17 protein-coding genes are annotated in these 21,972 nt (G+C 71.5%); 14 read left to right on the forward strand and 3 right to left on the reverse strand.

What is annotated here, in order from left to right:
- Positions 1 to 31: 31 nt before the first annotated feature.
- The 5 genes from WMF46_RS49585 to WMF46_RS49605 all read left to right on the forward strand — a co-directional run bounded on the left by WMF46_RS49585 (position 32) and on the right by WMF46_RS49605 (position 5,638).
- Complete coding sequence (locus WMF46_RS49585) at positions 32 to 1,840, forward strand: DUF2330 domain-containing protein (RefSeq protein ID WP_437983647.1); 1,809 nt, start codon at positions 32 to 34, stop codon at positions 1,838 to 1,840.
- A gap of 77 nt (positions 1,841 to 1,917) precedes the next feature.
- Entirely contained in the window at positions 1,918 to 2,502 is a 585-nt protein-coding gene (locus WMF46_RS49590) for a Uma2 family endonuclease (protein ID WP_012241916.1), read from the forward strand.
- Positions 2,503 to 2,527: 25 nt separating this feature from the next.
- Positions 2,528 to 3,772, forward strand: coding sequence for a molybdopterin molybdotransferase MoeA (locus tag WMF46_RS49595; protein WP_437983648.1), 1,245 nt, complete (start codon positions 2,528 to 2,530; stop codon positions 3,770 to 3,772).
- Between the two features lie 80 nt (positions 3,773 to 3,852).
- Complete coding sequence (locus tag WMF46_RS49600) at positions 3,853 to 4,230, forward strand: DUF1304 domain-containing protein (protein WP_437983649.1); 378 nt, start codon at positions 3,853 to 3,855, stop codon at positions 4,228 to 4,230.
- Between the two features lie 655 nt (positions 4,231 to 4,885).
- Entirely contained in the window at positions 4,886 to 5,638 is a 753-nt protein-coding gene (locus tag WMF46_RS49605; RefSeq protein WP_437983650.1) for a sialate O-acetylesterase, read from the forward strand.
- 144 nt (positions 5,639 to 5,782) lie between these two features.
- On the opposite strand, the gene WMF46_RS49610 is transcribed toward WMF46_RS49605, so the two are convergent.
- Positions 5,783 to 8,302, reverse strand: coding sequence for a TonB-dependent receptor domain-containing protein (locus WMF46_RS49610; protein ID WP_437983651.1), 2,520 nt, complete (start codon positions 8,300 to 8,302; stop codon positions 5,783 to 5,785).
- 339 nt (positions 8,303 to 8,641) lie between these two features.
- Between WMF46_RS49610 and WMF46_RS49615 the strand changes: the two genes are divergently transcribed.
- The 5 genes from WMF46_RS49615 (at position 8,642) to WMF46_RS49635 (ending at position 14,939) form a co-directional block, all read left to right on the forward strand.
- Positions 8,642 to 10,201, forward strand: coding sequence for a BNR repeat-containing protein (locus tag WMF46_RS49615; RefSeq protein ID WP_437983652.1), 1,560 nt, complete (start codon positions 8,642 to 8,644; stop codon positions 10,199 to 10,201).
- Positions 10,202 to 10,605: 404 nt separating this feature from the next.
- Positions 10,606 to 11,574, forward strand: coding sequence for a type II secretion system protein GspC (gspC, locus tag WMF46_RS49620; protein WP_437983653.1), 969 nt, complete (start codon positions 10,606 to 10,608; stop codon positions 11,572 to 11,574).
- 295 nt (positions 11,575 to 11,869) lie between these two features.
- Entirely contained in the window at positions 11,870 to 13,720 is a 1,851-nt protein-coding gene (locus tag WMF46_RS49625) for a vWA domain-containing protein (RefSeq protein ID WP_437983654.1), read from the forward strand.
- 60 nt (positions 13,721 to 13,780) lie between these two features.
- Complete coding sequence (locus WMF46_RS49630) at positions 13,781 to 14,623, forward strand: hypothetical protein (protein ID WP_437983655.1); 843 nt, start codon at positions 13,781 to 13,783, stop codon at positions 14,621 to 14,623.
- 133 nt (positions 14,624 to 14,756) lie between these two features.
- Positions 14,757 to 14,939 (forward strand): hypothetical protein, encoded by a 183-nt coding sequence (locus WMF46_RS49635; RefSeq protein ID WP_437983656.1) that lies wholly within the window; start codon positions 14,757 to 14,759, stop codon positions 14,937 to 14,939.
- Positions 14,940 to 15,226: 287 nt separating this feature from the next.
- On the opposite strand, the gene WMF46_RS49640 is transcribed toward WMF46_RS49635, so the two are convergent.
- Complete coding sequence (locus tag WMF46_RS49640) at positions 15,227 to 15,481, reverse strand: hypothetical protein (RefSeq protein ID WP_437983657.1); 255 nt, start codon at positions 15,479 to 15,481, stop codon at positions 15,227 to 15,229.
- A gap of 25 nt (positions 15,482 to 15,506) precedes the next feature.
- On the opposite strand from WMF46_RS49640, the gene WMF46_RS49645 reads away from it, so the two are divergent.
- Positions 15,507 to 16,631, forward strand: coding sequence for a glycoside hydrolase family 11 protein (locus WMF46_RS49645; RefSeq protein ID WP_437983658.1), 1,125 nt, complete (start codon positions 15,507 to 15,509; stop codon positions 16,629 to 16,631).
- Between the two features lie 361 nt (positions 16,632 to 16,992).
- Here WMF46_RS49645 and WMF46_RS49650 read toward each other — a convergent pair whose 3' ends face one another.
- Positions 16,993 to 18,288 (reverse strand): CapA family protein, encoded by a 1,296-nt coding sequence (locus WMF46_RS49650; protein WP_437983659.1) that lies wholly within the window; start codon positions 18,286 to 18,288, stop codon positions 16,993 to 16,995.
- A gap of 232 nt (positions 18,289 to 18,520) precedes the next feature.
- Between WMF46_RS49650 and WMF46_RS49655 the strand changes: the two genes are divergently transcribed.
- The 3 genes from WMF46_RS49655 (at position 18,521) to WMF46_RS49665 (ending at position 21,883) form a co-directional block, all read left to right on the forward strand.
- Entirely contained in the window at positions 18,521 to 20,419 is a 1,899-nt protein-coding gene (locus WMF46_RS49655; RefSeq protein ID WP_437983660.1) for an FAD-binding oxidoreductase, read from the forward strand.
- A gap of 224 nt (positions 20,420 to 20,643) precedes the next feature.
- Positions 20,644 to 21,132, forward strand: coding sequence for a MarR family winged helix-turn-helix transcriptional regulator (locus tag WMF46_RS49660; RefSeq protein WP_437983661.1), 489 nt, complete (start codon positions 20,644 to 20,646; stop codon positions 21,130 to 21,132).
- Positions 21,133 to 21,163: 31 nt separating this feature from the next.
- The gene (locus tag WMF46_RS49665; protein ID WP_437983662.1) at positions 21,164 to 21,883 is read left to right on the forward strand and encodes an acetolactate decarboxylase; all 720 of its coding nucleotides are present in this window, start codon (positions 21,164 to 21,166) and stop codon (positions 21,881 to 21,883) included.
- The last annotated feature ends 89 nt before the right edge of the window (positions 21,884 to 21,972 follow it).

Consider the following 21,972-nt stretch of genomic DNA (forward strand, 5'->3'; position numbering starts at 1 on the left):
GCAGGGCATGCTGCTTGCCAATCGGCCTTGCATGCCCCGACGGTCGCTTGCGGTCGCTCTTTCTTCATCGCTCCTTCTTTCGCTCTCCGGCGACGCCCTCGCCACGGGGGCCTGGCTGCCCGGCGCCGGACAGGCGTCGGTCGAGCAGCGCGTCGCCGTCGCGGCCGGGCCGGAGCGCACGACGCTCTGGACGAGCCTGCGGTTCCAGGGCGCGAGCGGGCCGGTGGCCCTCGTCGTTCCGGTGCCGCCGCTCGCCGCGCTCGACACGAGCTCCGACGCGTGGTTCGAGGCGCTCGAGGCGGCGACGGCGCCCCGGGTGCTCCCGCCCCAGGGCGTCGACCCGTACTGCCCGGGGGAGGCGGGCGCGCCGAACCCCTTCGAGACGATCGGGCGGCTCGCCCACGAGGCCACGCTCGAGCCGGTCGAGGTGACGGTGCTCGAGGACGCCGACGCGGTCGCGCGCTGGGCGGCGTCGGCCGGGCTCGCGCTGTCCTCCGACGTGGCCGCGCAGCTCGGGGGTCTGCAAGGGATGCGGTTCGCGGCGGCCCGCTTCGACGCTCCCGGTGGCGCGGCGGTCACGAGGACGCTGCGCATCGCCATGGGCGGCGGCGAGCCGATCCTGCCGCTGTCGCTGGCCGCGGCAGGCGCGGGCGACGTGCAGGTGACGGCGTGGCTGCTCGGCGACGGCCGGGGCGCGCTCTCGGGCGCGGCGCCGGTGACGCTCCCGCCGGCCTCGCTGAGCTGGGACGCGAGCGCGCAGCGCAGCGATTACGCGGAGCTCCGCGCCGGGGCCCTCGGCCAGGCGGGGCTCCACGGGGCGCTCGTCGAGGGCGCGGGCCACGAGGCGCTGAGCCGCCGCATCTCCCTCGGCAGCGACAGCGTGGACAGCGTGATCGAGGCCTATTTCGCGCGCGCGAGCGCGTACGGCGACATCGGCGATGCGCCGGGCACGTGCGCCGCGGTCGCCGCGGCCGCGCTGGAGTCGAGCCTCAAGGTCGCCGCGAGCTGCCCGCGCGCCGCGCACGGCGTGGTCGACGGCGCGCTGGACTGCGCGGAGTCGCCCCGGAGGGACGAGGTCGATCCCGACCTCCTGCGCTGCGGTCCGGCCGCCGACGATCTCGCGGTGGGGCTCTCCGGGCTCGCGCCGTCGTCCGTGTGGCTGACCCGCGTCTCGCTCCGGCTCGCGGCCGGGCAGCCCGGCGCGGACTGGCCGCTGACCTTCGGGGAGGGCTCCGCGATCTCGCCGGTCGTGAGGGCCGGGAGCGTCCGCGTGGACGAGTGCACCGGCGAGGGCGGCGCGGGCGGCTCGTCGGGCGTTGGCGGGCCAGACGGCCTGGGCGGCGGGCCGGGCAGCGGCGGATTTGGCCCGACCAGCGGCTCGTCCGGCGCCGGGAACCCGCCGCCGGACGATGACGACTACTACGACGAGCCGGCCGCCGACGTGGGCTGCGGCTGCTCCGGCACCGCCGATACGGTCGTCGTGGATGACACCGATCCGCAGGACGTCGAGGAGGACGAGTACTACGCGGAGGACGACGGCTGCAGCGGGGACACGAGCGAGCCGGCGCCCGAGGACGAGTACTACGCAGAGGACGACGGCTGCAGCGGGGACACGAGCGAGTCTAAGGACGAGTACTACGCGGAGGACGACGGCTGCAGCGGGGACACCGACGACTCCGCCGAGTCGGAGGACTGCTCGATCGCGGGCGAGCGGCAGTCGAGCGCCCGGAAGAAGCGGGGGCCGAAGCTGTCGGTGATGGCGCTCGGGATGTTTGCGCTGATCGCGCCCCTCCGCCGCGCGAGCCGGCCGCGGAAGGGCGGCTCGCGCGGCGGGCGGTAGGCCGCGCGGCGGCGCTTTGGGAGGGGGGCGCACCGGAGGGGCGGTTCCCGTGGCATACTCCCGGGCGAGGTCATCACGTGAACGCGCCCGCCCGCCGGCTCTCCTTCACCTACGCCGAGTACCTCGAGCAGGAGCGGGCGAGCCCGACGAAGCACGAGTTCCTCGGCGGCGAGATCTTCGACATGGCCGGCGGCACGCCGGAGCACGCGCGGCTCGCGGCGCGGGTGACCGTGGCGCTCGGCGCGCAGCTCGGCCGGCGCCCCTGCGAGGTGTTCTCGTCCGACCTCCGCGTGCGCGTGCGCGCGACGGGCCTCGCCACCTATCCCGACGTGAGCGTCGTCTGCGGCCCGATCGCGCGTGATCCCGAGGACAAGGACGCCGTGGTCAACCCGCTGGTGCTCGTCGAGGTGCTGTCCGACTCCTCGGAGGCCTACGATCGGGGAGAGAAGTTCGCGCACTACCGCCGGATCCCCTCGCTGAGGGAGTACGTCCTGGTCTCCCAGGCGCACCGGAGGATCGAGGTCTTCCGGCGCAACGAGGACGGCACGTGGACGCTCTACGAGGCCGGTCCCGGCGAGCGCGCGCGGCTCGCGTCGATCGACGCCCTGCTCGATGTGGACGAGGTGTACCGGGGCGCGCTCGAGGCCTCCGCGGCGGTCTGAGCGGCCGTCGTTCCACGGAGAGCCGATGCGCGACGTCCGGATGCGGGGTTTTCGCGAGCAGACGGCGGTCGAGCGCGCGCTCGAGGTCCTGGAGCGGCGGATCCAGCGGCTCGGCGACGAGCTGGTCCCGATCGCCGAGGCGGTCGGGCGGGTGGCGGCGGAGCCAGTGCGCGCGCGGATCAGCGTGCCCCACTTCGTCCGCGCGGCGATGGATGGGTATGCGCTGCTCGGCGAGGCGACCGCCGGCGCGGCTGCTTCCGCGCCGGTGGAGCTCGCGCTCGTGGGCGCGTCGTTCCCCGGGCGCCCGCACGCGGGCGCGATCCGCCGGGGCGAGGCCGTGCGGATCACGACCGGCGCGCCGGTGCCGGAGGGCGCGGACGCGGTGCTGATGGCGGAGCGCGCGGAGGAGGGCGCGGGCCGCGACGGGGCGCCGGTCGTGCGGGCGCGCGAGCCGGTGCCGTCCGGCAAGCACGTCGCGGCGATCGGCGAGGACGTGCTGGAGGGCGCGGAGGTCGTGCCGGCGGGGCGCCGGCTGCGCCCGCAGGACGTCGGCGTGCTCGCCTCGACCGGGGTCGCCGAGGTGCGCGTGGCGCGCAGGCCGTCGGTGCGGATCCTGATCACGGGCGACGAGCTCCTGCCGCCGGGGAGCGCGCCCAGCGGGGCGTGCATCGTCGACACGAACAGCCTGGTGCTCTCGGCGCTCGCGCGGCGTGACGGCGCGGAGGACATCGCCGTCGCGTATGTCCCCGACCGGCGCGAGGCGGTGCGCAGCGCCCTCGAGGCGGCGGGCGGGGACGTGGTGCTGGTCTCCGGCGGGTCGTCGGTCGGCTCGGAGGACCATGCGCCGCTCGTCCTCGCGGAGCTGGGTGAGGTGGTGGTCCACGGCGTCGCGATGCGCCCCGCGAAGCCCGCCGGGTTCGGCTTCTTGCCCGGGGGGCGGGCGGTGTTCCTGCTGCCGGGCAACCCGGTGTCGTGCCTCTGCGCCTACGAGTTCTTCGCCGGCCCGTCGATCCGCGCCCTCGGCGGCCTGCCGCGCGCGTGGCCCCACCGGCGGCGGCGGTGCGTGGTGGCGAGCGAGATCGTCTCCCAGCCGGGGCGGGTCGATTACGTGAGGGTGCGTGTCGAGGGAGATCGGGTGTTTCCGATCGCGACGAGCGGCGCGTCCATCCTGTCGTCGACGACGCGCGCGGACGGCGTGGTCATCGTGCAGGCCGAGGAGGCGGTGATCGGCGAGGGCGTTGAGGTCGAGGTGCTGCTCTACGACGCGTGAGGCGGGGGAGGGGCGCCGCGCTCGGAGCGCGCTCCGGGGACATCCGGTGGCGCCGCGGCGCGCGTGGTAACGTGCGCCGCATGCTGATCGCTTCTCAGATCGTCGTCACGTTGATCGGAGTCCTTCACATCTACATCCTCATCCTGGAGATGTTCTTGTGGCGCTCTGAACGAGCGTACAAAGCGTTCGGTACGACCCCCGAGGTCGCCGCGATCACCGCGCCGCTGGCGGCCAACCAGGGGCTCTACAACGGATTCCTCGCCGCGGGCCTGCTGTGGGGCGTCATCCATCCGAACAGGGCCTTTGCATGGCAAATCCAGGCCTTCTTCCTCCTCTGCGTGGCCGTCGCCGGTGTCTACGGCGCCGCGACGGCAAAGCGATCCATCCTGTTCGTGCAGACCGTCCCGTCGGCCATCGGCCTCGCCTTGGTCCTGCTCGCCAATCAGGCGGGTGGCTGAAGCGGCTCGGCCGGCGGCGTCCGCGCGGCGGCGCGCCGCGGGACCCAACCCGGGACGCGGCGCGTACGTTTCAAATTTCCGCGGTCCCGGACCGTGAAATCGCTTCGCTTCGAGAGGACCGGTCGGCGCTCGAGGCGCACCCAAGGACGAACTCCGCCGATGATGGAAGAATCCATCGATGGTGGCCTTCTCCTCTCGTCGTCCCAAGCCGAATCCTGGGTGCCAGGCTCCCAAGTTGCGATAGATTGGGCGCGATAGATTGGGCCTCGGCGCTGAGCTCTTTGCGGGCGAGGTTCGTCCTGCCGACATCGCACCGGCGGCCCACCGATTCCGCCCTTCCGTTCTGATCGCGCCTCGGCGCGACGAGGTAACGACCATGACCCAGATGAACCGCACACTCCGAGGCACTGCCAGATTCCTACTCCTCCCATTCCTCGCCATCCTCGCCGCGTCCGGATGTGGCGAGTCCTCTTCGCCCGGCGGGACCGGTGATGTCGACAACACCGGGGGGGCCGATCCGGGAACCGGAGGCGCCGCGGCGGGCAGCACGAGCGCGGGAACCGGAGGAGGCGCCGCCACGGGTAGCACGAGCGCGGGGACCGGAGGCGCCGCGACGAGCAGCTCGAGCGCGGGGACCGGAGGCGCCGCGACGGGCGTGACCGGATCGGGCAGCGGCGGGGCAGGCGCCGGCGGCGCGCCGAGCTCGAGCCCGACGTTCCACGTCTTCATGCTCATGGGTCAGTCGAACATGGCTGGCGTCGCGGACAAACAGGCCAGCGACCAGAACTCCGACCAGCGGCTCAAGGTCCTCGGCGGATGCAACCAGCCGGCCGGACAGTGGAACGTGGCCAATCCGCCGCTCAACGATTGCCCCGGTGAAAAGGGGTGGAACCTGTCGACGGCGGTCGACCCCGGCATCTGGTTCGGCAAGACCCTGCTCGGAAAGCTGCCTGAGGGGGATACGATCGGGTTGGTCGGTACTGCTGAGAGCGGTGAGTCGATCAACACGTTCATCTCTGGTGGCTCGCATCACCAGATGATCTTGAACAAGATCGCCAAGGCGAAGACGGCCCCGAATGCGCGGTTCGCGGGCATCATCTTCCACCAGGGTGAGTCCGACAGCGGCCAGAGCTCATGGCCCGGCAAGGTCGTTCAGCTCTATAACGAGGTGAAAGAAGCCTGGGGTGCCGACTACGACGTTCCCTTCATCCTTGGAGAGCTCCCCGCGGGCGGGTGCTGCAGCGGTCACAACAACCTCGTGCACCAAGCGGCCGATATGTTGCCTGATGGACACTGGGTCTCTCAGGATGGGACCAAGGTCATGGATCAGTACCACTTCGATCATGCGTCCGTCGTCCTCATGGGCACGCGTTATGGTGAGAAGATGATCGAAGCCTTGAAGTGGTAACCTGAGGCATCCCCGCACTTTTACCTCGCCGAGGAGAGCTGCGGTGACTGCGCCTGCCGTGGTCGGTTGACCCTGAAGCATCCTCTTCTCCCGCCGGAGCGGGCGCGGGCCGCCGCCAGCCTGGGGCGCCGCGCCTCCGGGGCGTCAGAACCCGCCCTCCAGGCCGAAGTTCGGGACGGTGACTGGCCCGAACGTCGTCGGCTCGCACGACGAGAACGCATCACACATCCCCGGCAGGGTCTCCTTCGATAACGTCGTGTTGAGCACGTCGAGGACGACCGCCAGCCAGCCCGACCTCCCGATCGACCAGCGCTTCTCCAGGCGGACATCGAGGCGGAAGAACGGCGGCAGCCGCTCCCACCGCGGCGCTCCGCCGGCGAGGGATCCGGAGCCTCCGGGGACGCCGCTGATCGGCGGGAGCGTCGCGCCGCCGACCCTCTGGGGGAGCCCCGAGTAGAACACGAAGCGCCCGCCAGCCCTGTACCCGCGACCGAGGTCGTAGGTCAGCGCGAGGTTCGCCACGTGGGTCCGGTCGAACGAGCTCACTTGCCGGCTTCGCCCGATGCTCCGCGTGGAGCGCGACAGCGTGTACGACGCGAACCCGCCGACGCGCCGCGTGAGCCGCCGGTGGGCCGACAGCTCCACGCCGGTCGCGGCGCCGAGCGCGCGGAGCGTGAAGGCGTCCTCGACCGACTCGAGGCCCAGCGAGCCGAGCGCGTCGGTCATGTTGAAGAACGCGTTGTGGAACACCGAGACCGTGGCCGTGATGTCCTCCGGCAGCGCGAGCTCTACGCCGGCGCTCGACTGGAAGCTCCGCTGGAGGCCGTCCTCGAGGCGCGGGCGGAAGCCGGGGATCGGGACGACGAAGCTCGGCAGCTGGGAGGCGATGCCGTGCGCCTGCACGAACGTCACCCCGCGCCCGAGCGAGAGCCGCGCCGAGAGCCGCGGATCGACGGCGAGCGCGACCGTGCCGTCCGAGTGGTAGAGATCGAGCCGGAGCCCGGGGGTGATGCGCAGGCGCGGGGTGATCGCGATGTCGGACTCGATGTAGCCGCCCACCGTGAGGTCGACGCGGCTCAAGAGGAGATCGTCGACGGGGACGTCGTCCTCATCGCCCGGAGGGCCGCCGGCGCCGGTCCCGAGATCGAGCTCGTTGTCGTCGACGACGGCGTCGATGCCGGCGCGGATCGTGGTCTCGTCGCGCAGCCGGTGAGCGAGCGAGAGGCGCGCGCCGAGGCTCCGCGTCAGCGCTTTCTGGCCGTCCCCGATCCCCGTCTCGTCGTGGCCGAGCGTCAGCGCGCCGCGCAGCGCGCTGCCCTGGCCATAGGCATGGTCGTACCGGAGATCGAGCCGGTGAAATGTCGTGTCGAAGAGGGTCGTCTCCTCGCCGTCTTCGTCGCTCGCGAGGAAGTCGTGGGCGCCGAACGCGAAGAGGCTCACCCGGCCTTCCGGGACGACCTCGTAGGACAGCCGGGCCTGGTAATCCCAGTAATCGAGCGCGACCTCGGGGGCGGCGAGCGAGAGGAGCAACGCCGTGTACGAGTAGCGGCCGCCCACGAGCGCGACCCCTCGGTTTCCGGCGAAGGGGCCCTCGACGAGCCCGCCCACGTCGACGAGCCGCAGCATGCCCTCACCGTGCCAGTACGGGAGCGGCGGCGTCGTCTCGCCCGCGACGATGCCGCCCGCGTACCGACCGTGACGCGCGGGGTAGCCGCCAGGGTAGAGGTCGACGCGATCGACGATGCCGGGATGGACCACGGAGGGCCCGAGCCCGAGGTGATAGAGGTAGGGGACGCGGATGCCGTCGAGGAAATAGCCGACGTTGCCCGGCGGTGAGCCGCGAACGTAGAAGAACGGCAGCCCCGAGACGATGGGGGTCACCCCGGGGAGCACCTCGAGGGCGCGGAAGGGGTCGCCGAACGCGCCAGGGACGATCCTGACCTCGCCGCGGCTCAAGCTGGAGACGCCGGGCGCCGACTGCTCGCCGCGCACGGTGACCTCGATCGCGCGCGGCGCGCTCGGCGCCGGCCCTGCCGCCGTGGCCGGGCGCTCCGGCGCGGGCGCGGAGGCGCCGGGCGGCGCGGCTGCGGAGGCGCCGGGCGGCGCGGGTGATGCGGCTTCGGTGAAGCGGACCTCGACGCGGATCCTGGCGGCGACCGGCGCGCCGCTCCTGGTGGCCGGCGCAAAGCGGAACGACGTTGCGGCGGCCACGGCGGCCGATGCGAACGGCTCCACGCCATCCTCGGCGACCGCGGAGCGGACGGTCCCGTCCGCGTTGATCGTGAGGACGAGGCGGACCGTCGCGTCACCATGTGCCCCAGCAGGGTAGTCGGCGCCGAGCGGCGTGAGCGGCGTGGGCGGGACGAGCGCCGCCGGCGGCGCATCGGGGGGCGGCGCCGCCGGCGGCGCATCGGGGGGCGGCGCATCACCGGACGGCTTCGGAGGCGGCGCATCGCCGGACGGCTCCGCAGGCGGCTTTGCATGGGGCAGCGGCGTGTCGGGCGCGGCGGCGGCGAGGCACGGCGCGAGCGCGCTCGCGAGCAGCGCTGCGGCCGCCGTGGATCGCCGGAGGAAGCGCATCGCCGCGCCGCGGAGGGGCCGCTCAGCGAGGACCAGCGCGGGGCGATGCGCCGCAGAGCGTTGCGGCCAAGTGATCGAAATCATGTGATTTTTTTATGTAAACGGCGCTCGGGCCGACGTCCTGATGGGCTTCCCGGGGAACCGGTCGATCGGATCGCTCTCGTCGGATCGGGGTGTTCCGGAGACGACCGCCAGCTTCTGCCATGCTCTACGCCGAACGACCGCTCACTTCCCCCTCACCGGCTCGAACAGCACGTTGCGCTGCCAGGTCTTCCTGTGGAGCGTCCACTTCGGACCGCTCTGGTCGGTGGGCGATGACAGCGCAATGCGATTGCTGGAGCGCTGTTTGCCGCGAATCCTTCAACGACCACCGCTTGCCTCGCTTGGTACCGCCATCGTACGGCAGTATCCTCGGGCAAACGCATGACCCTCCGACTTATCTTCTCCCTCCTGTCCGTCCTTGCGCCGGTCGCCTGGCTGACGGGCTGCAGCGACGGCGAGCGCCCCTCGACGCCCGAATCGTCGACGTCCTCAGGCTCAGGCGGCGCGAACCCGGGCGGCGGCGGCGCGGTGGCGACGACCTCCGAGGCCACCGGCGCGGGGGGCGGCACGACGACCGGCGGCGCGACGATCGGCAGCACGACCGTCAGCAGCACGACCACCGGCGGCGGCGGGGCGGAGCCCGTCGCGCCGGGGATCGTCAAGCTCGGCGAGGGAAAGCTCGCGGAGTCGGGGCTCACCGTGGTGTCCTACGGCGGCTACCTGAACGGCGAGTCGTTCCAGCAGGACGCGATCGTGTCGTTCGGCGGCTTCCAGTACACCGCCTTCTGGAACACCAACCGCAACGTCGTCCTCGCGCGACGCCGGCTGCCGGCGAGCGCCGGCGGAGCGGCAGGCGCCTGGGAGAAGTTCGACTTCAAGGATTATCGGCTGAGCGCCGACGACGCCCACAACACGATCTCTCTCGGGATCGCGCCAGGCGACGGCACGCTTCACCTCGCGTTCGATCACCACGGCAGCAACCTGCACTACCGCCGCTCGGTCACGGGTCTCCTGACGGACCCGGAAGGCGCGGCCTGGGCCGCCGCGAGCTTCGGCGCCGTCTCCAGCGCGCTCGTGGGCTCGACCCGCGTGTCCCTCGTGACGTACCCGCGGTTCGTCACCGAGCCCGGCGGGGACAGGATGCTCCTGAGCGCCCGGATCGGCGAGAGCGGCAGCGGCGACGAGCACCTGTGGGAGTACGACGCCACGACGCACGCCTGGACAGCGCTCGGCGAGTACATCGAGGGCACCGACGCCAGCATGAACGCCTACCTGCACGGCCTGTCGTACACGCGCGGCGGCTCGCGCCTGCACGCGGCGTGGTGCTGGCGGGACACGCCCGACGCGACGACCAACCACGATCTCCTGTACGTCTACAGCGACGATCACGGGCGCACATGGAAGAACAACGCTGGCGCCACGGTCGCGACGACCGGCGCCTCCTTCGTCACATTGCGCACGGAGGGTCTCTCCGTGTGGCCCATCGGCCAGAACCGAGGGCTCATCAACCAGGAACACATGACGGTCGACGCGAGCGGCCGCGTCCATGTGCTGCTCTCGCACCTCCCCGACGCCGAGGCCGACAATTCGAACTTCACAAGCGCCCGGACACGCAGCGAGTTCTTCCATTATCTCCGCGACACCGACGGGACCTGGGCGCGCCACGGCATCGGCCTGAGGGTGGTCCAGAACTTCCGGGGCAAGCTCGCGATCTCCTCCACCGAGAACGTCTATGCGATCCTCCCCGATCTCCGCATCGCCGGCGCCTCCCCGAGCGACGGTTACGCGACCTGGACGCTCCTCGACGCCGCCGACTCGGGCCGGTTCTTCTCCGATCCTCTGATCGACGCCGCCCGGCTCGAGACCTCGGACGAGCTCACCGTGTACTACCCAGCGCGGAGCTCCGTGGACATCTGGGGCCTGGAGTACACGCTCCGCTGAGCCGCGCGAAGGGCGCTCCTCGGTCCGCGAGCGCGCCCTTCACGGCCCTGTTCCCCAGGGCGAGCGCGCGGGCTCGTTCGCCCCGCCGTCCCCGTTGCCCGCCAGCTCTCCTCTGATCGACGGATCTTCCGGTTGTTCCACCGGGCGACGCGCGTGATGCTCGCGGGGCGCGCTCCGCGTCCGTATCGGACGAGCCGCGACCGGCGCTGAGCGGTCCAGTCAGAGCGGCAGTCCCTGCTCCATGGGGACGCGCGTCGCGCTCGCTCTCGCGCAGGCACGCTCGGTGCTCGCCCTGAGGCGCGGTCTTGCCGGTGGCGAGGGCGTGCACTGCCGCGAACGCCGCGGCGGCAAGGGACACTCGCGCAGCGAGCCCCGGCGCGCTCCGGCCAGGAGGAGCGTTACTCATGAACCCGGACGCGTTCGTCAAGCGCCGATTCGCATTCATCCTCGGAGGAATGGTCGCGGTCTCCGCGTATTTTCAGGCCTCCGGGGTATCTCAGCTCGTCGCTCACCAGATCACGCGGGACGGCGAGGCCTCCGCCCCCCTCGTCATGGATCCGGTCGACGTGCCGCCCTCCGACGATCCCCCGCCGAGCGCGGCGCCGATCCTGGAGCGCAATCCGTTCGACTCGACGACAGGGCCGCTCGTACCCCCGCCGAGCGCCGCGCCCGCCGGCCCGGCGGACCTCTCGCAGCTCGACCCCTACCTCGCTCCACCCTGCGATACAGGCCGCGTCGTGCTGATCGCCATGTCCGAGGACCCCGAATGGTCGTTCGCCGCCGTCGAGAGCGACGGCGGACACACGGCGCTCGGGCGGCGAGGCGGAGAGATCGCCGGCCGCAAGGTCGAGGACATCGCCTGGGATCGGGTGTGGATGACCTCGACCTCGGGGGGCGCGCGCTGCCAGATGCAGCTCGGCAAGAAGGGCGGAGAGGGCGGCAAGAAGGAGCCCGAGCCGCAGGCGGCAGCGCCGACCCCGCCGCGCGCGACGTACCGCCCGAGCAGCAGGAGCGATGTCCCGCCCGAGATCGCCTCGCGGATGCAGCGGGTGAGCGACACGGAGATCGACATCGATCGCTCGGCGGCCGAGAAGATCTTCGCGCAGCCCGAGCTCGTGACGCAGACTTCGGCGGCGATACCGGAGATGCGGGACAACAAGGTGGTCGGGTTGAAGATGATGGTCAAGCCCGGCTCGGTGCTCGAGTCGTTCGGGGTGCAGAGCGGCGATATCGTGAAGTCGATCAACGGCATCGACCTGACCGACCCACAGAAGGCCATGCTGGCCTACTCGCGCATGCGCTCCGACAAGAGCCTTTCCGTCGTCGTCGAGCGCGACGGTCGCCCGACGAGGCTCAGGGTCAACGTCCGCTGAGGGGAGGAGGCAGGCCCGGCCGGTCGCCGCGCCCCGCGCCGGAGCGGGGCCGGGCGCCCCCTGGCCTTGTCGCACCCGCGGGCGCGGCCGGGCGGCGGCGGCCGGGCGGCGGCTGACGCGGAGGCCTTCCTCCGGCGCACGGGCGACCCCTGCGAACAAGAATCGATCGCCGCTGTCTCTCCGGCTGGAGCGCCCGGCGGCGGCCGGCGCCGTCGCTCCGGAGCGGTGCGACAGAACAGATGCGGCGCTCACCCGTCAGACCGAGCACCCGCTCTGTCCGCGGGAGGGGAAGACCATGAACGAACTCGGAATCGTGTGGGTGAAGCGAGCGCTCCTCGGCGGCGCGCTCGCGCTGGGGCTCTCGGGGGCGGGGATCGCGTGCAATGCCCAGAGAGCCTCCGAGGCGTCGGCGCCTCCGGAGGCGTCCCCGGCGTCGATGCCGCAGGGGAACGCCGCCGAGGCGAAGCGCGAGGCCGTGGCGTCGGCCGCCGAACCCCTGAGGGCGCGTGAGCTCGCCGCCCCCACGCTCGACATGGCAGGCGGGAAGGGGCGCGCAGGCGCCGGCGGCCTGGTGGCCCCCGCCCCGGCGGCCACCGCGGCGCCGGGCGAGGGCGCGGCCCGCGCCGCGGCGCCCGAGGCCGCGGGCCTCGACCCGAACGGCCGCTTCGCCACCACGTACCGCCCCGGCGGCGGCCACCTCGCCGCGTTCGAGTCCGCGGTCGCGCGCGGCATCGTCCCGCCCGACGGGCGCGAGCTCGTCAGCGACGTCGGCGCCCGCTACGCCCCCTCGATCGACGTCCCGAAGGGCTCGGCGCTCGCCCTGCGCACGGACCTCGAGCGCACGCGGGTCCCGCCCGGCGGCGGCCCGGTGCACGTGCGCGTCGCGCTCCGCTCGACCGGGCAGGCGCCCGCGGCGCGGCCGCACCTGTCGGTGCACCTCGTGCTCGACGTGAGCGGCTCCATGCAGGGCGAGCCCATGGCGCGGGCGCGCGACGCGGCCCGGGCGCTCGTCGACAAGCTCGACGCAAACGACGACTTCTCCCTCGTCACCTTCTCGAGCGGCGCCGACGTCAGGATCGACGATGGGCCCGTCGGGCCGCGGCGGGCGGCGATCAAGGCGACGATCGACGGCATCCGCGAGGGCGGCGGCACCAACATCGGCCAGGGCCTCGCGCTCGGCTACGCGCAGGCCGCCCGGCCGGGCATCCCGGAGGGCGCGGTGAAGGTCGTGCTGCTGCTCTCCGACGGCCGCGCGAACTCCGGGATCACGAGCTCGGAGCGGCTCTCGCGGCTCGCGCTCGACGCCTTCCAGGGCGGCGTCCAGACGAGCACGTTCGGGCTCGGCGCCGACTACGACGGCGCGCTGATGAGCTCCATCGCGAGCGACGGCGCGGGCGGGTACTACTACCTGCGCGATCCGGATCAGATCGCCCCGGCCCTCGCGACGGAGCTCGACAGGCGGCTCGATCCGGTCGCGACCGCGGTCGAGCTGCGGGTGCGGCTGAAGCCGGACGTGAAGCTGCTCCAGGTCTACGGGTCGCGCCGGCTGAACGAGGTGGAGGCGGCGCGCGTGCGGACGATCGAGGTCGCGGCGGACGCGCAGTCCGCGCGGCGCGACGGCATCGAGCGGGACCGGCAGGACGACGCCGAGGGCGGGATGCGGTTCTTCATCCCGGCGTTCTCGCGCGACGACAGCCACGCGATGCTCTTCAAGCTGGGCCTCCCGGCGGGCGCGGACGCGCGGGCCATCGCGGCGATCGAGCTCAAGTACAAGGACCGCGTCGCCAAGAAGAACGTCGTGGACGAGGCGCCGCTCCGGGTCGCGTACGCGACCGGCGACGCGGACAGCGCGGCGAGCGCCGACCCGTCGGTCGCCCGCACGATCCAGGGCTTCGCCGCCGGCGAGACGCTGGCCGAGGCCGCCCGCCAGATCGCGCTCGGCGATCGCGCCCGCGCCGCCGCGCTGCTCTCCGAGCGGGAGGGGATCCTGCATGCCGCCGCCGAGGCGCTCGGGGAGCCGCTCTTCCTGAAGGACGCGGCCCGCCTCGCGCGCCTCCGCGGCCACGCCGGGGCCGCGGGCGGCCTGGGGGATCCGCTCGTCCTGGCGATGCTTCTCGAGACGGCCTCGCGGACGCACCTTCACTGAGGGCGGGGCTCGGGGCACGATGGCGCAGGGGCGATGCACCGGCGGAGCCGAGGGGCGGACATGACCCAGACATTCACACTCCGGCGCGATGTGGCGGCGCAGCACGTCGACGTCGCGCCGGGCGGCGAGATCGTCCTCCGCGGCAAGCTGGTCTGCTCGACCGACGCCTCGGTCATCGACGCGGCGACGACGACCTGGCCCGCGGGCGCGCCGGGCGGCGCGTCGGTCGACAGCGGCGGGCTCGTCGACCTCGAGCAGGGCGGCTTTCACATGACGAGCCGCGACCCCGCGACCCACGAGGTCCACGCCATCGCGACCGGGGATCCGGCCCCCGCGTGCGCGCTCGCGGGCGTGGAAGCCCCGTGCCTCCCGCTCCGGCTCCTTCCGCTCGCGCGCTCGCGGCTCCAGACGGCGCAGGAGCTGGGCAGCTGCCTTCACGGGGGCATCACGGTCGAGGTGCCGGACGCCGTGCTCCCGCCCGTCGCGCCCGCGGCCGTTCCTTACGTGCAGGGCGCGGCCGTGCTGCTCGGCGCCTCCGTGCTCGTGTCGATCGGGTGGGTCGTGCAGCGCCGGCGCGCCCGATCGCCGTTCGGCCGCCTGCTCGATCTCGCGAAGCGCACCCGGGCCAAGCTGAGGGCCGCTGACCCGGTCGTGGCCGCGCCGCTCGTGCCGGCCGTGGAGGCCGCGCTGGGCGCGCTGAAGCGGCGGCGTGTGGACGCCGCCTCGACGGAGGGCAAGCGGGTCGCGGAGGTGCTGCGGCGGGTGGAGCTGCGCCTCGACGCGTCGGCCGTGGAGGCGCGCGCCGACAGGGAGCAGGAGGCGGCGGACGAGCTCGTCCGCGAGATCGAGAGCGCGCTCGAGGCGGTCGACGAGGTGGACGGCGCGCGGCGCGGGCGGGCCTGAGGTCGACCAGCCCCCGCCGGAGGTCTGCGCGACGCCGCTGTCGGGCGGCGTCCATCTCGCCTCCATCCGCGCGACGTACCGGCTGCTCGCCGCCTCCGGCGAGTGCGGCGAGCGGCGCGCCCGGCGTGCGCCGATGAAGCACGCCAAGCCGGCGCTCACCGCCACGGCCCCCAACCAGATCTGGACGTGGGACATCACCGGGCTGCGCGGGCCGCTGCCTGGGGTCTTCTACTGCCTGTACGTCGTCCTCGACCTGTTGAGTCGCATGACCGTTGGCTGTAGCCGGAACGCGCCTCTCTGCGCGATCCACGCATAGGATTCTCGTCCGGCCTGTCTCAATCCTGTTGGCATTTTCCGCCCCCTCTGTGCCAACGTTAGGTGAGAAACACGAGCAATGAAACCGCGCAAAATGGCGTTGTGTCGCGGTCGCTCCATGGCGTATAAATCCAGTCGAAGGACCACATGATCTTCCAGAGAGAGCATGGGTGTCCGGATAAGGTTTCGGACTCTGCGAATGCGCGATAGAGAGTCCCTGACAGGCGAGTCGCTTCGTGTGCATCTTCGGGAAACATTGGAAACATCTATGAAAAATTCAAAGCAGAATCAGTCCTCTCGTTGGTTCATACTGGCGTTCGCGTCAGTCGCGCTGGCAGCCTGTGGTGGTGATGACGATACCACAGGGGCCTCGAGCAGCTCTTCGTCCTCCAGCAGCTCTTCGTCCTCCAGCTCCAGCTCCAGCTCATCTTCGAGCAGCTCCAGCTCATCTTCGAGCAGCTCCAGCTCGTCTTCGAGCAGCTCCAGCTCATCTTCGAGCAGCTCCAGCTCGTCTGGTGGCGATCTCGCATTGGTGGTCGCCATTGACTCCGGTAGCAACTCGAGCTCAATGGTTGATGGCGTGGAGTACCAGGCGGACAAATACGCCAGCGGTGGTACGACCAGCAGCACGCAAGACTCTGTCGTTGGTGGGCAGCTCTATCAAACAGAGCGGTATGGTTCATTCAAGTATGAAATCCCGGTCACCGCCAATGGCAACTACACCGTGAAGTTGCATTTCGCGGAGATCAATAAAACCAGCGCTGGATCGCGCAGCTTTGGCGTTGCGATCGAAGGTAACACCGTTATCAGTGATCTGGATATCTATGCCGAAGTTGGTCATGACGTGGGCCACACGGAGACCTTCGCGGATGTCGCGGTGAATGACGGCAGCGTCACCATTGAGCTGATCAAGGGTGTGGATAACCCCACCATCGCAGGATTTGCTATTTTCTCCAACGATGGAGAGCTGGATACAACGGAGGCGCCCCTCCCCGATTTCTCCAAGTACTCAGCCTACACTCAGAGATACACTGAGAAGACTGTGATCAATTCGAATCACGCGACGGGCCACGTCGGTGACTTCTTCTTCACTCACTGGAAGGATGGCGGCTCGACATCGATGACCGTGGACCCGAACGGCGAGTTCAGCGTGACCTGGCAGGGCGGCGGCTATAACTATGTCGGTGGTCCAGGGTGGCATTACGGAGATGAGAAGAGGGTGATCGGCTACCGCCTCAATAGCGACAGCGGCGCGAGCTATATCGCTCTGTACGGCTGGGGGTACGACAAGAGCATGCCCACGTCGAACGCGGCGCACCTGGTGGAGTATTACATCCTGCAGCGATGGAGCTATGATCCCAGCGCGGGTGCCACCGCTGGCAAGACCTTCACGAGCGATGGGGTTCAGTATTCCACTTACCGCTCGACGCGGAATCAGCAGCCCTCTATCAATGGTCGCTCCACCTTCTACCAATACTGGAGCAAGCCTGCTCAACCGCAGGCCCTCGGACAGGACCACAAGATCATCTTCGCCGATCACGTGAAGGCATGGGCCGACAACGGCTGGATGCTCCCGAACATGAACAACCTGGATGCGAGCGACGATCCCACCTATCAGGTCCTGGCCGTCGAGGTGTTCAACCCCGGTAGCAATGGAACTGGAGCTGGTCGCGTCTGGAACGCGACGCCCTGATCCAAAGAAAATGGGGCGCTCCTAGCGCGTCGATCACGTTGAAACCCGGAGAATTTCACAGGGAGACGGGGAGGCGGGGAGGAAGAAGAAAATGAAGTTCTCCCTCTTGCCGTCTCTCGCTCTCCGCCTCTCTGTAAAACTCCTGCTCTTTCCTGTGGTTTCAACCCGTTTATCGCTCTAGACGTTTCGTGGGTGTACGGCGCGAACGCCCGTCGAATGCCTCGATGGCGCCGTGCTCGACGCCATCGAGGCCCTCCGCTTCGCGGGCGCCCTTTCGGGCGGCCTCAGCCCAACAGCCGGCGCCGATCGACGGTGCCGAGCGATTCGCGCGCGAGTCCGCCGCGAGGACGCGATGCGTCGCTCAGCGGATCGGGCCGGCGACCCTCGGCGGCGAGGCGGGGGCCGCCTCCGCAGCGGGCTCGAGCGGCGCGCAGCCGTCGGCGGCGAAGGGGCCGATCGCCGGCTCGCCCTTGACGAACACCGAGACGCGGCGCATCCGCTCGGCGAACGCGGCCTCGGTCTCGGCCCGCCGCGGGTCGGCCGCGAGCGGGACGGTCCCGAGGCCGTCGCTGCGCACCGGGCAGATCTCGGCGAGGGGCGGCGCGCCCCGCCGCAGGCGCAGGCGCGCGAGCATCGCGAGCTCGACCGCGGGGCCGGTCCTCTTCACCTTCATGAGGAAGTTGCCCAGGCTGTAGAAGATGGGCCGGCCGCGGCGGAGCTCGATGCCCTGGAGCACGTGCGGGTGGTGGCCGAGGAAGGCGTCGGCGCCCGCGTCGATGGCGGCGCCGGCGAGCGCGCGCGCCTGGGGCAGCGGGGTGTCCAGGTACTCGGTGCCGCCGTGGTAGCTCACGACGACCGCGTCCACGCCGGGCCGCTTGCGCGCGGCGCGCACCGCGGCGGCGAGCCCGTCCCGCTCCGCGCCCGCGACGAACTCCCGCGCCGGGTGCTGCCAGAGAGAGCCCTGGTTCCAGATGCCGGTCACGGCCAGCAGCGCCACGCGGAAGCCGCGGTGCTCGATGACGGCCGGCGCGTACGCCTCGAGCCGCGTCCGGCCGGCGCCCACGTAGGCGACGCCCGCGCGCTCCAGGTGGCCGAGCGTCTCGAGGAACGCGCCCTTGCCGTAGTCCCACATGTGGTTGTTCGCGAGCGACACCACGCCGATGCCAGCGCGCGCGAGCGCGTCCGCGCCGGCCGGAGGGCCCGTGAACACGAGCGGCTGGCGCGCGTGCTGGGTCTCTCCGCCCTGGTCGCTGAGCTGGTTCTCGAGGTTGACGAAGCGCACGTCGGCGGACGCGAACAGGGCCGCGACGGAGGCGAACGGATCGTACGCCGGATCGCGGAGCAGCTCCTGGCCGAGCGCCTTGCCGAGGCAGACATCGCCGCCGGCGAGGAGCGTGATCGCGTCCGCCGGCGCGGCGGTGGCGTCTGCCGGCGCGGTTGTGGACGCGGCGGTGGCCGGCGCGGCGGTGGCGGCCGGCGCGGCGGTGGCGGCAGCTGGCGCGGCGCGGGCTCCCCGGGTCGCTTCCGCGACGTCGCGGGGCGCGGTCGGCGCGACGACGGGCGGAGGCGCGAGCCCGGCGCCCACGTTGGCGGGCCGCTCGCAGCCGATCTGCGCGGCCGCTGCGCACATCGCGAGGAAGAAAGGGGCAGGGCGCATCGCGAGCGGCGTCTCGGCGCGCATTATCCACGGGCCCGCGGCCGCGCCCAAGTATCCGGTGGTACGCCCGCCGACGTTCGTGCCACCATCGCCGCGCGTTGAGCAGGCCCAGAGGAGCCGCGGCGTCGATCGGCGGCCGCGCGCTCTCGATGGATGTCCGGCCCGCTCCAGCGCGATCTACTCGGGATTGGACGCGCGCTCGTGCGCGGGTTGCTTGGAAGGCCTTATCTCCATGGTGAATCGAAGACGTGAGACTCCCTCGGGCTCGACGCTGCTCTCTTCGCGCGGCGCGACGCCGTCGAGCACGCGCATCGTGCCGGGCCCGCCGGCGCGCGACGAGGCGCGCGACGAGGCGCGCGACGAGGAGCGCAAGGACGGCTGGGGCTTCGCCGACACCCGGTTCGTCGTCAAGCCGAGCGGCAGCGTCGTGCTGACCGGCACGCGGTACAGCATCAGCAACGTCGAGCTGCCGTCGCTGCTCCCGTGGATGTCGGCCACGCTCGCCGCGCCGCTCTCCTACGAGAACCGCAACGAGCCGCACTACCCGCCTAAGATCCCCGACGCCAAGGTCGCGAGCGAGCTGCTCGCCGCGCTCCGCGGCTTCCTTTCGGACGATCAGATCTCGCAGGACCCGCTCGTGCGCCTCCGGCGCGGCCACGGCCACACCGGCGCCGAGATCTGGGCGATCCGCTACGAGCGCCTCGAGCGCGTCCCGGATCTCGTCGTGTTCCCCGCGTCGCACGACGACGTCGTGCGCCTCGCCGAGGTCGCCAAGCAACACGGCGCGTGCCTCGTCCCGTTCGGCGGCGGCACCAACGTGACGGACGCCCTGCGCCTGTCGATCCACGAGGAGCGGACCGTGATCGCTGTCGACATGCGGCGCATGAACAGGATCCTCTGGCTCGATCCCGTGAACCGCATGGCCTGCATCGAGGCGGGCGCGACCGGGCGGCACATCGTCGCGGAGCTCGAGAAGCACGGGCTCACCATGGGGCACGAGCCCGACAGCCTCGAGTTCTCGACCCTCGGGGGGTGGATCGCGACGAACGCGAGCGGGATGAAGAAGAACCGTTATGGCAACATCGAGGATCTCGTCCTCGACATGCAGGTCGTGACCGCGCGCGGCGTGGTCGAGCGGCCGCAGGTGGCCCCGCGCGAGAGCGTCGGCGCCAACCCGAAGAACTGCATGTTCGGCAGCGAGGGCAACTATGGAATCGTCACCAGCGCTGTCGTCAAGCTGTTCCCCCTGCCCGAGGTCCAGCGCTACGGCAGCGTCATCTTCCCCGATCTCGCGCGCGGGCTCGCGTTCCTCTACGACCTGCAGGTCGCCGGCGCGCTGCCCGCGAGCGTGCGCGTCATGGACAACACGCAGTTCCATTTCGGTCAGGCGCTCAAGCCGAAGAAGTCCGGGCTGCTCGCCCGGGTGAAGAGCCAGGCGGAGAAGCTCGTGGTGACCCGGATCAAGGGCTTCGATCCGCACCAGCTCGCCGTCGCCACCCTCGTGTTCGAGGGGACGAAGGAGGAGGTCGACTTCCAGGAGAAGACGCTCTACCGCATCGCGGCGCAGCACGGAGGGATGAAGGCGGGCGCGGCGAACGGCGAGCGCGGCTATCAGCTCACCTTCGGCATCGCGTACATCCGCGATCTCACGTTCGAGCACTGGGCGATCGCGGAGAGCTTCGAGACGAGCGTCCCGTGGAGCCGGGCGCTCGAGCTCTACGACCGGGTGCGCCAGCGCATCCTGCGCGAGCACGAGCAGCGGCGCCTGCCTGGCAAGCCGTTCTTCACCGGCCGCATCACCCAGGTCTACCCCACGGGCGTCTGCATCTATTTCTATCTCGGCTTCTACGCCAAGGGCGTCGACGACCCCGTGCGCCATTACGCCGAGATGGAGCACGCCGCGCGAGAGGAGATCCTCGCCGCCGGAGGGTCGCTGTCTCACCACCACGGGATCGGCAAGATCCGGCAGGATTTCGTGAAGGAGATCTACTCGGACGGCGCGCGCGCCTTCATGCAGCAGGTGAAGCAGGCCGTCGATCCGGACAACCTGTTCGGCGCGGCGAACCACGGCGTGCTCGGCGAGGTCGCGCTCTCGAGCGCGGAGGAGCAGGGGCGAGCGCCCTCGCCTTGACCCTGGGCGGCGCGGCCGCCGGCGGGGCGCGGCGCTGCTGGAAGCGCCGCGCCAGCGGCTAGCTCAGAGATCGGGGCGGCGCCACCCGGACGAAATTGCGCGGACCCAGCCGGCCCCACGGCTCACGGGGCAGTCGCCGGCCGTGTGCCCGAGGTGGCCGCGGAGCGGGACGTCCCTTTCCCAAATTGGTTGCGCATCGCAACCATCTGTGTTCTCCTCGAAGGGTGACCACGAGAGAGCTCCGCTCGGAGGTCCGCGCCTTCGTGCGCGGCTTCGGTCTCCTGGACGAGGAGCGCACGCCGTGCGGCGTCCGGGTGGCGCCGCGCGAGGCCCACGCCCTGACGGTCCTGGCGGACGCCGAGCGGGCGGGCGAGCAGATCTCCCAGAGCGACCTGCGGCGGGCGCTCGGCATCGACAAGAGCAATGTCACCCGGCTGATACAGCGCCTTCGCGAGGATGGCCGGGTGGAGCAGGACGTCAGCGAGGAAGACGGGCGGGTCCGCCGCCTGCGGCTCACCTCGGCCGGGCGCCGCATGGCGGGGCGACTCGAGGGGCAAAGCCTGGTGCGGTTTCAATCGATCGTGGACGCCATCCCCTGCGAGGAGCGCGCCGCTGTCGTGCGCGCGCTGCACGTCCTGAATGGCGCGCTCTCGCGCGTGACCCGCGCGACAGAGGTGCAACCCCATGCGAGCGATGCGAGCGACTCTCCCTAGCGTTCTTCCCGGGCTCCTCGGAGCTCTCTTGATGTCTCCGATCGCCTCCTGCACGCCTTCCAGCGAGGCCGCCGCGGGACCCGCGCCGGGCGCGCCGGTGGCGGTGCAGGTCCGCTCGTTCGGCGCGCTGCGCGCGATCATGCACGAGGGGCAGACGGGGCCCGCCGTGCGCATCGGCGATGTGGTGCCGGGCCCGCGCGCGTTCGGGATCGGGGCGCTCAGCGCGCTGCGCGGGGAGGTGACGGTCGTCGACGACGCGATCTGGACCTCCTATGCGCGCGACGACGGGACCCTCGACGTGCGCCCCGCCGGGGCGGAGGAGGAGGCGACGCTCTTCGTGGTGGCGAACGTCGCGCGCTGGCAGGAGGCGACGCTCGACGCCGACGTGCCCGACGGGCAGATCGACGCGCGCATCGAGGCCTTGCTGCGGGAGCGCGGGCTCGACACGGAGGGCGCCGTCCCGGTCCAGGTGCGCGGCGGCTTCCGCGATCTCCGCTGGCACGTCGTCGACGGGAGAAAGCTCGCCCCCGGCGCCGGTCACGCGGACCATGTCCGGGCGTCGGTGAACGGAGCGCTCCCCGCCGCGGAGGGGGTGCTGGTGGGCTTCTTCTCGAAGCGTCACCACGGCGTCTTCACGCACATGGGGTCGAACACGCACTTTCACGTCGTCCTGCCGGAGCGACCGCTGATGGGCCACGTGGACGGCGTGACGCTCGCCCGCGGCGCGCGGGTCCTCCTGCCGGCGCCTTGAGGCTCGACCTCCCGCGCCGCCGTCTCCGCGCGCTCAGCGGAGGATCCGACCGATCGCAATGGCGCGCCGTTCATGCGGAAGCATCGGGA

Source organism: Sorangium sp. So ce117, from assembly GCF_051524395.1.
Taxonomy (GTDB): domain Bacteria; phylum Myxococcota_A; class Polyangia; order Polyangiales; family Polyangiaceae; genus Sorangium; species Sorangium cellulosum_B.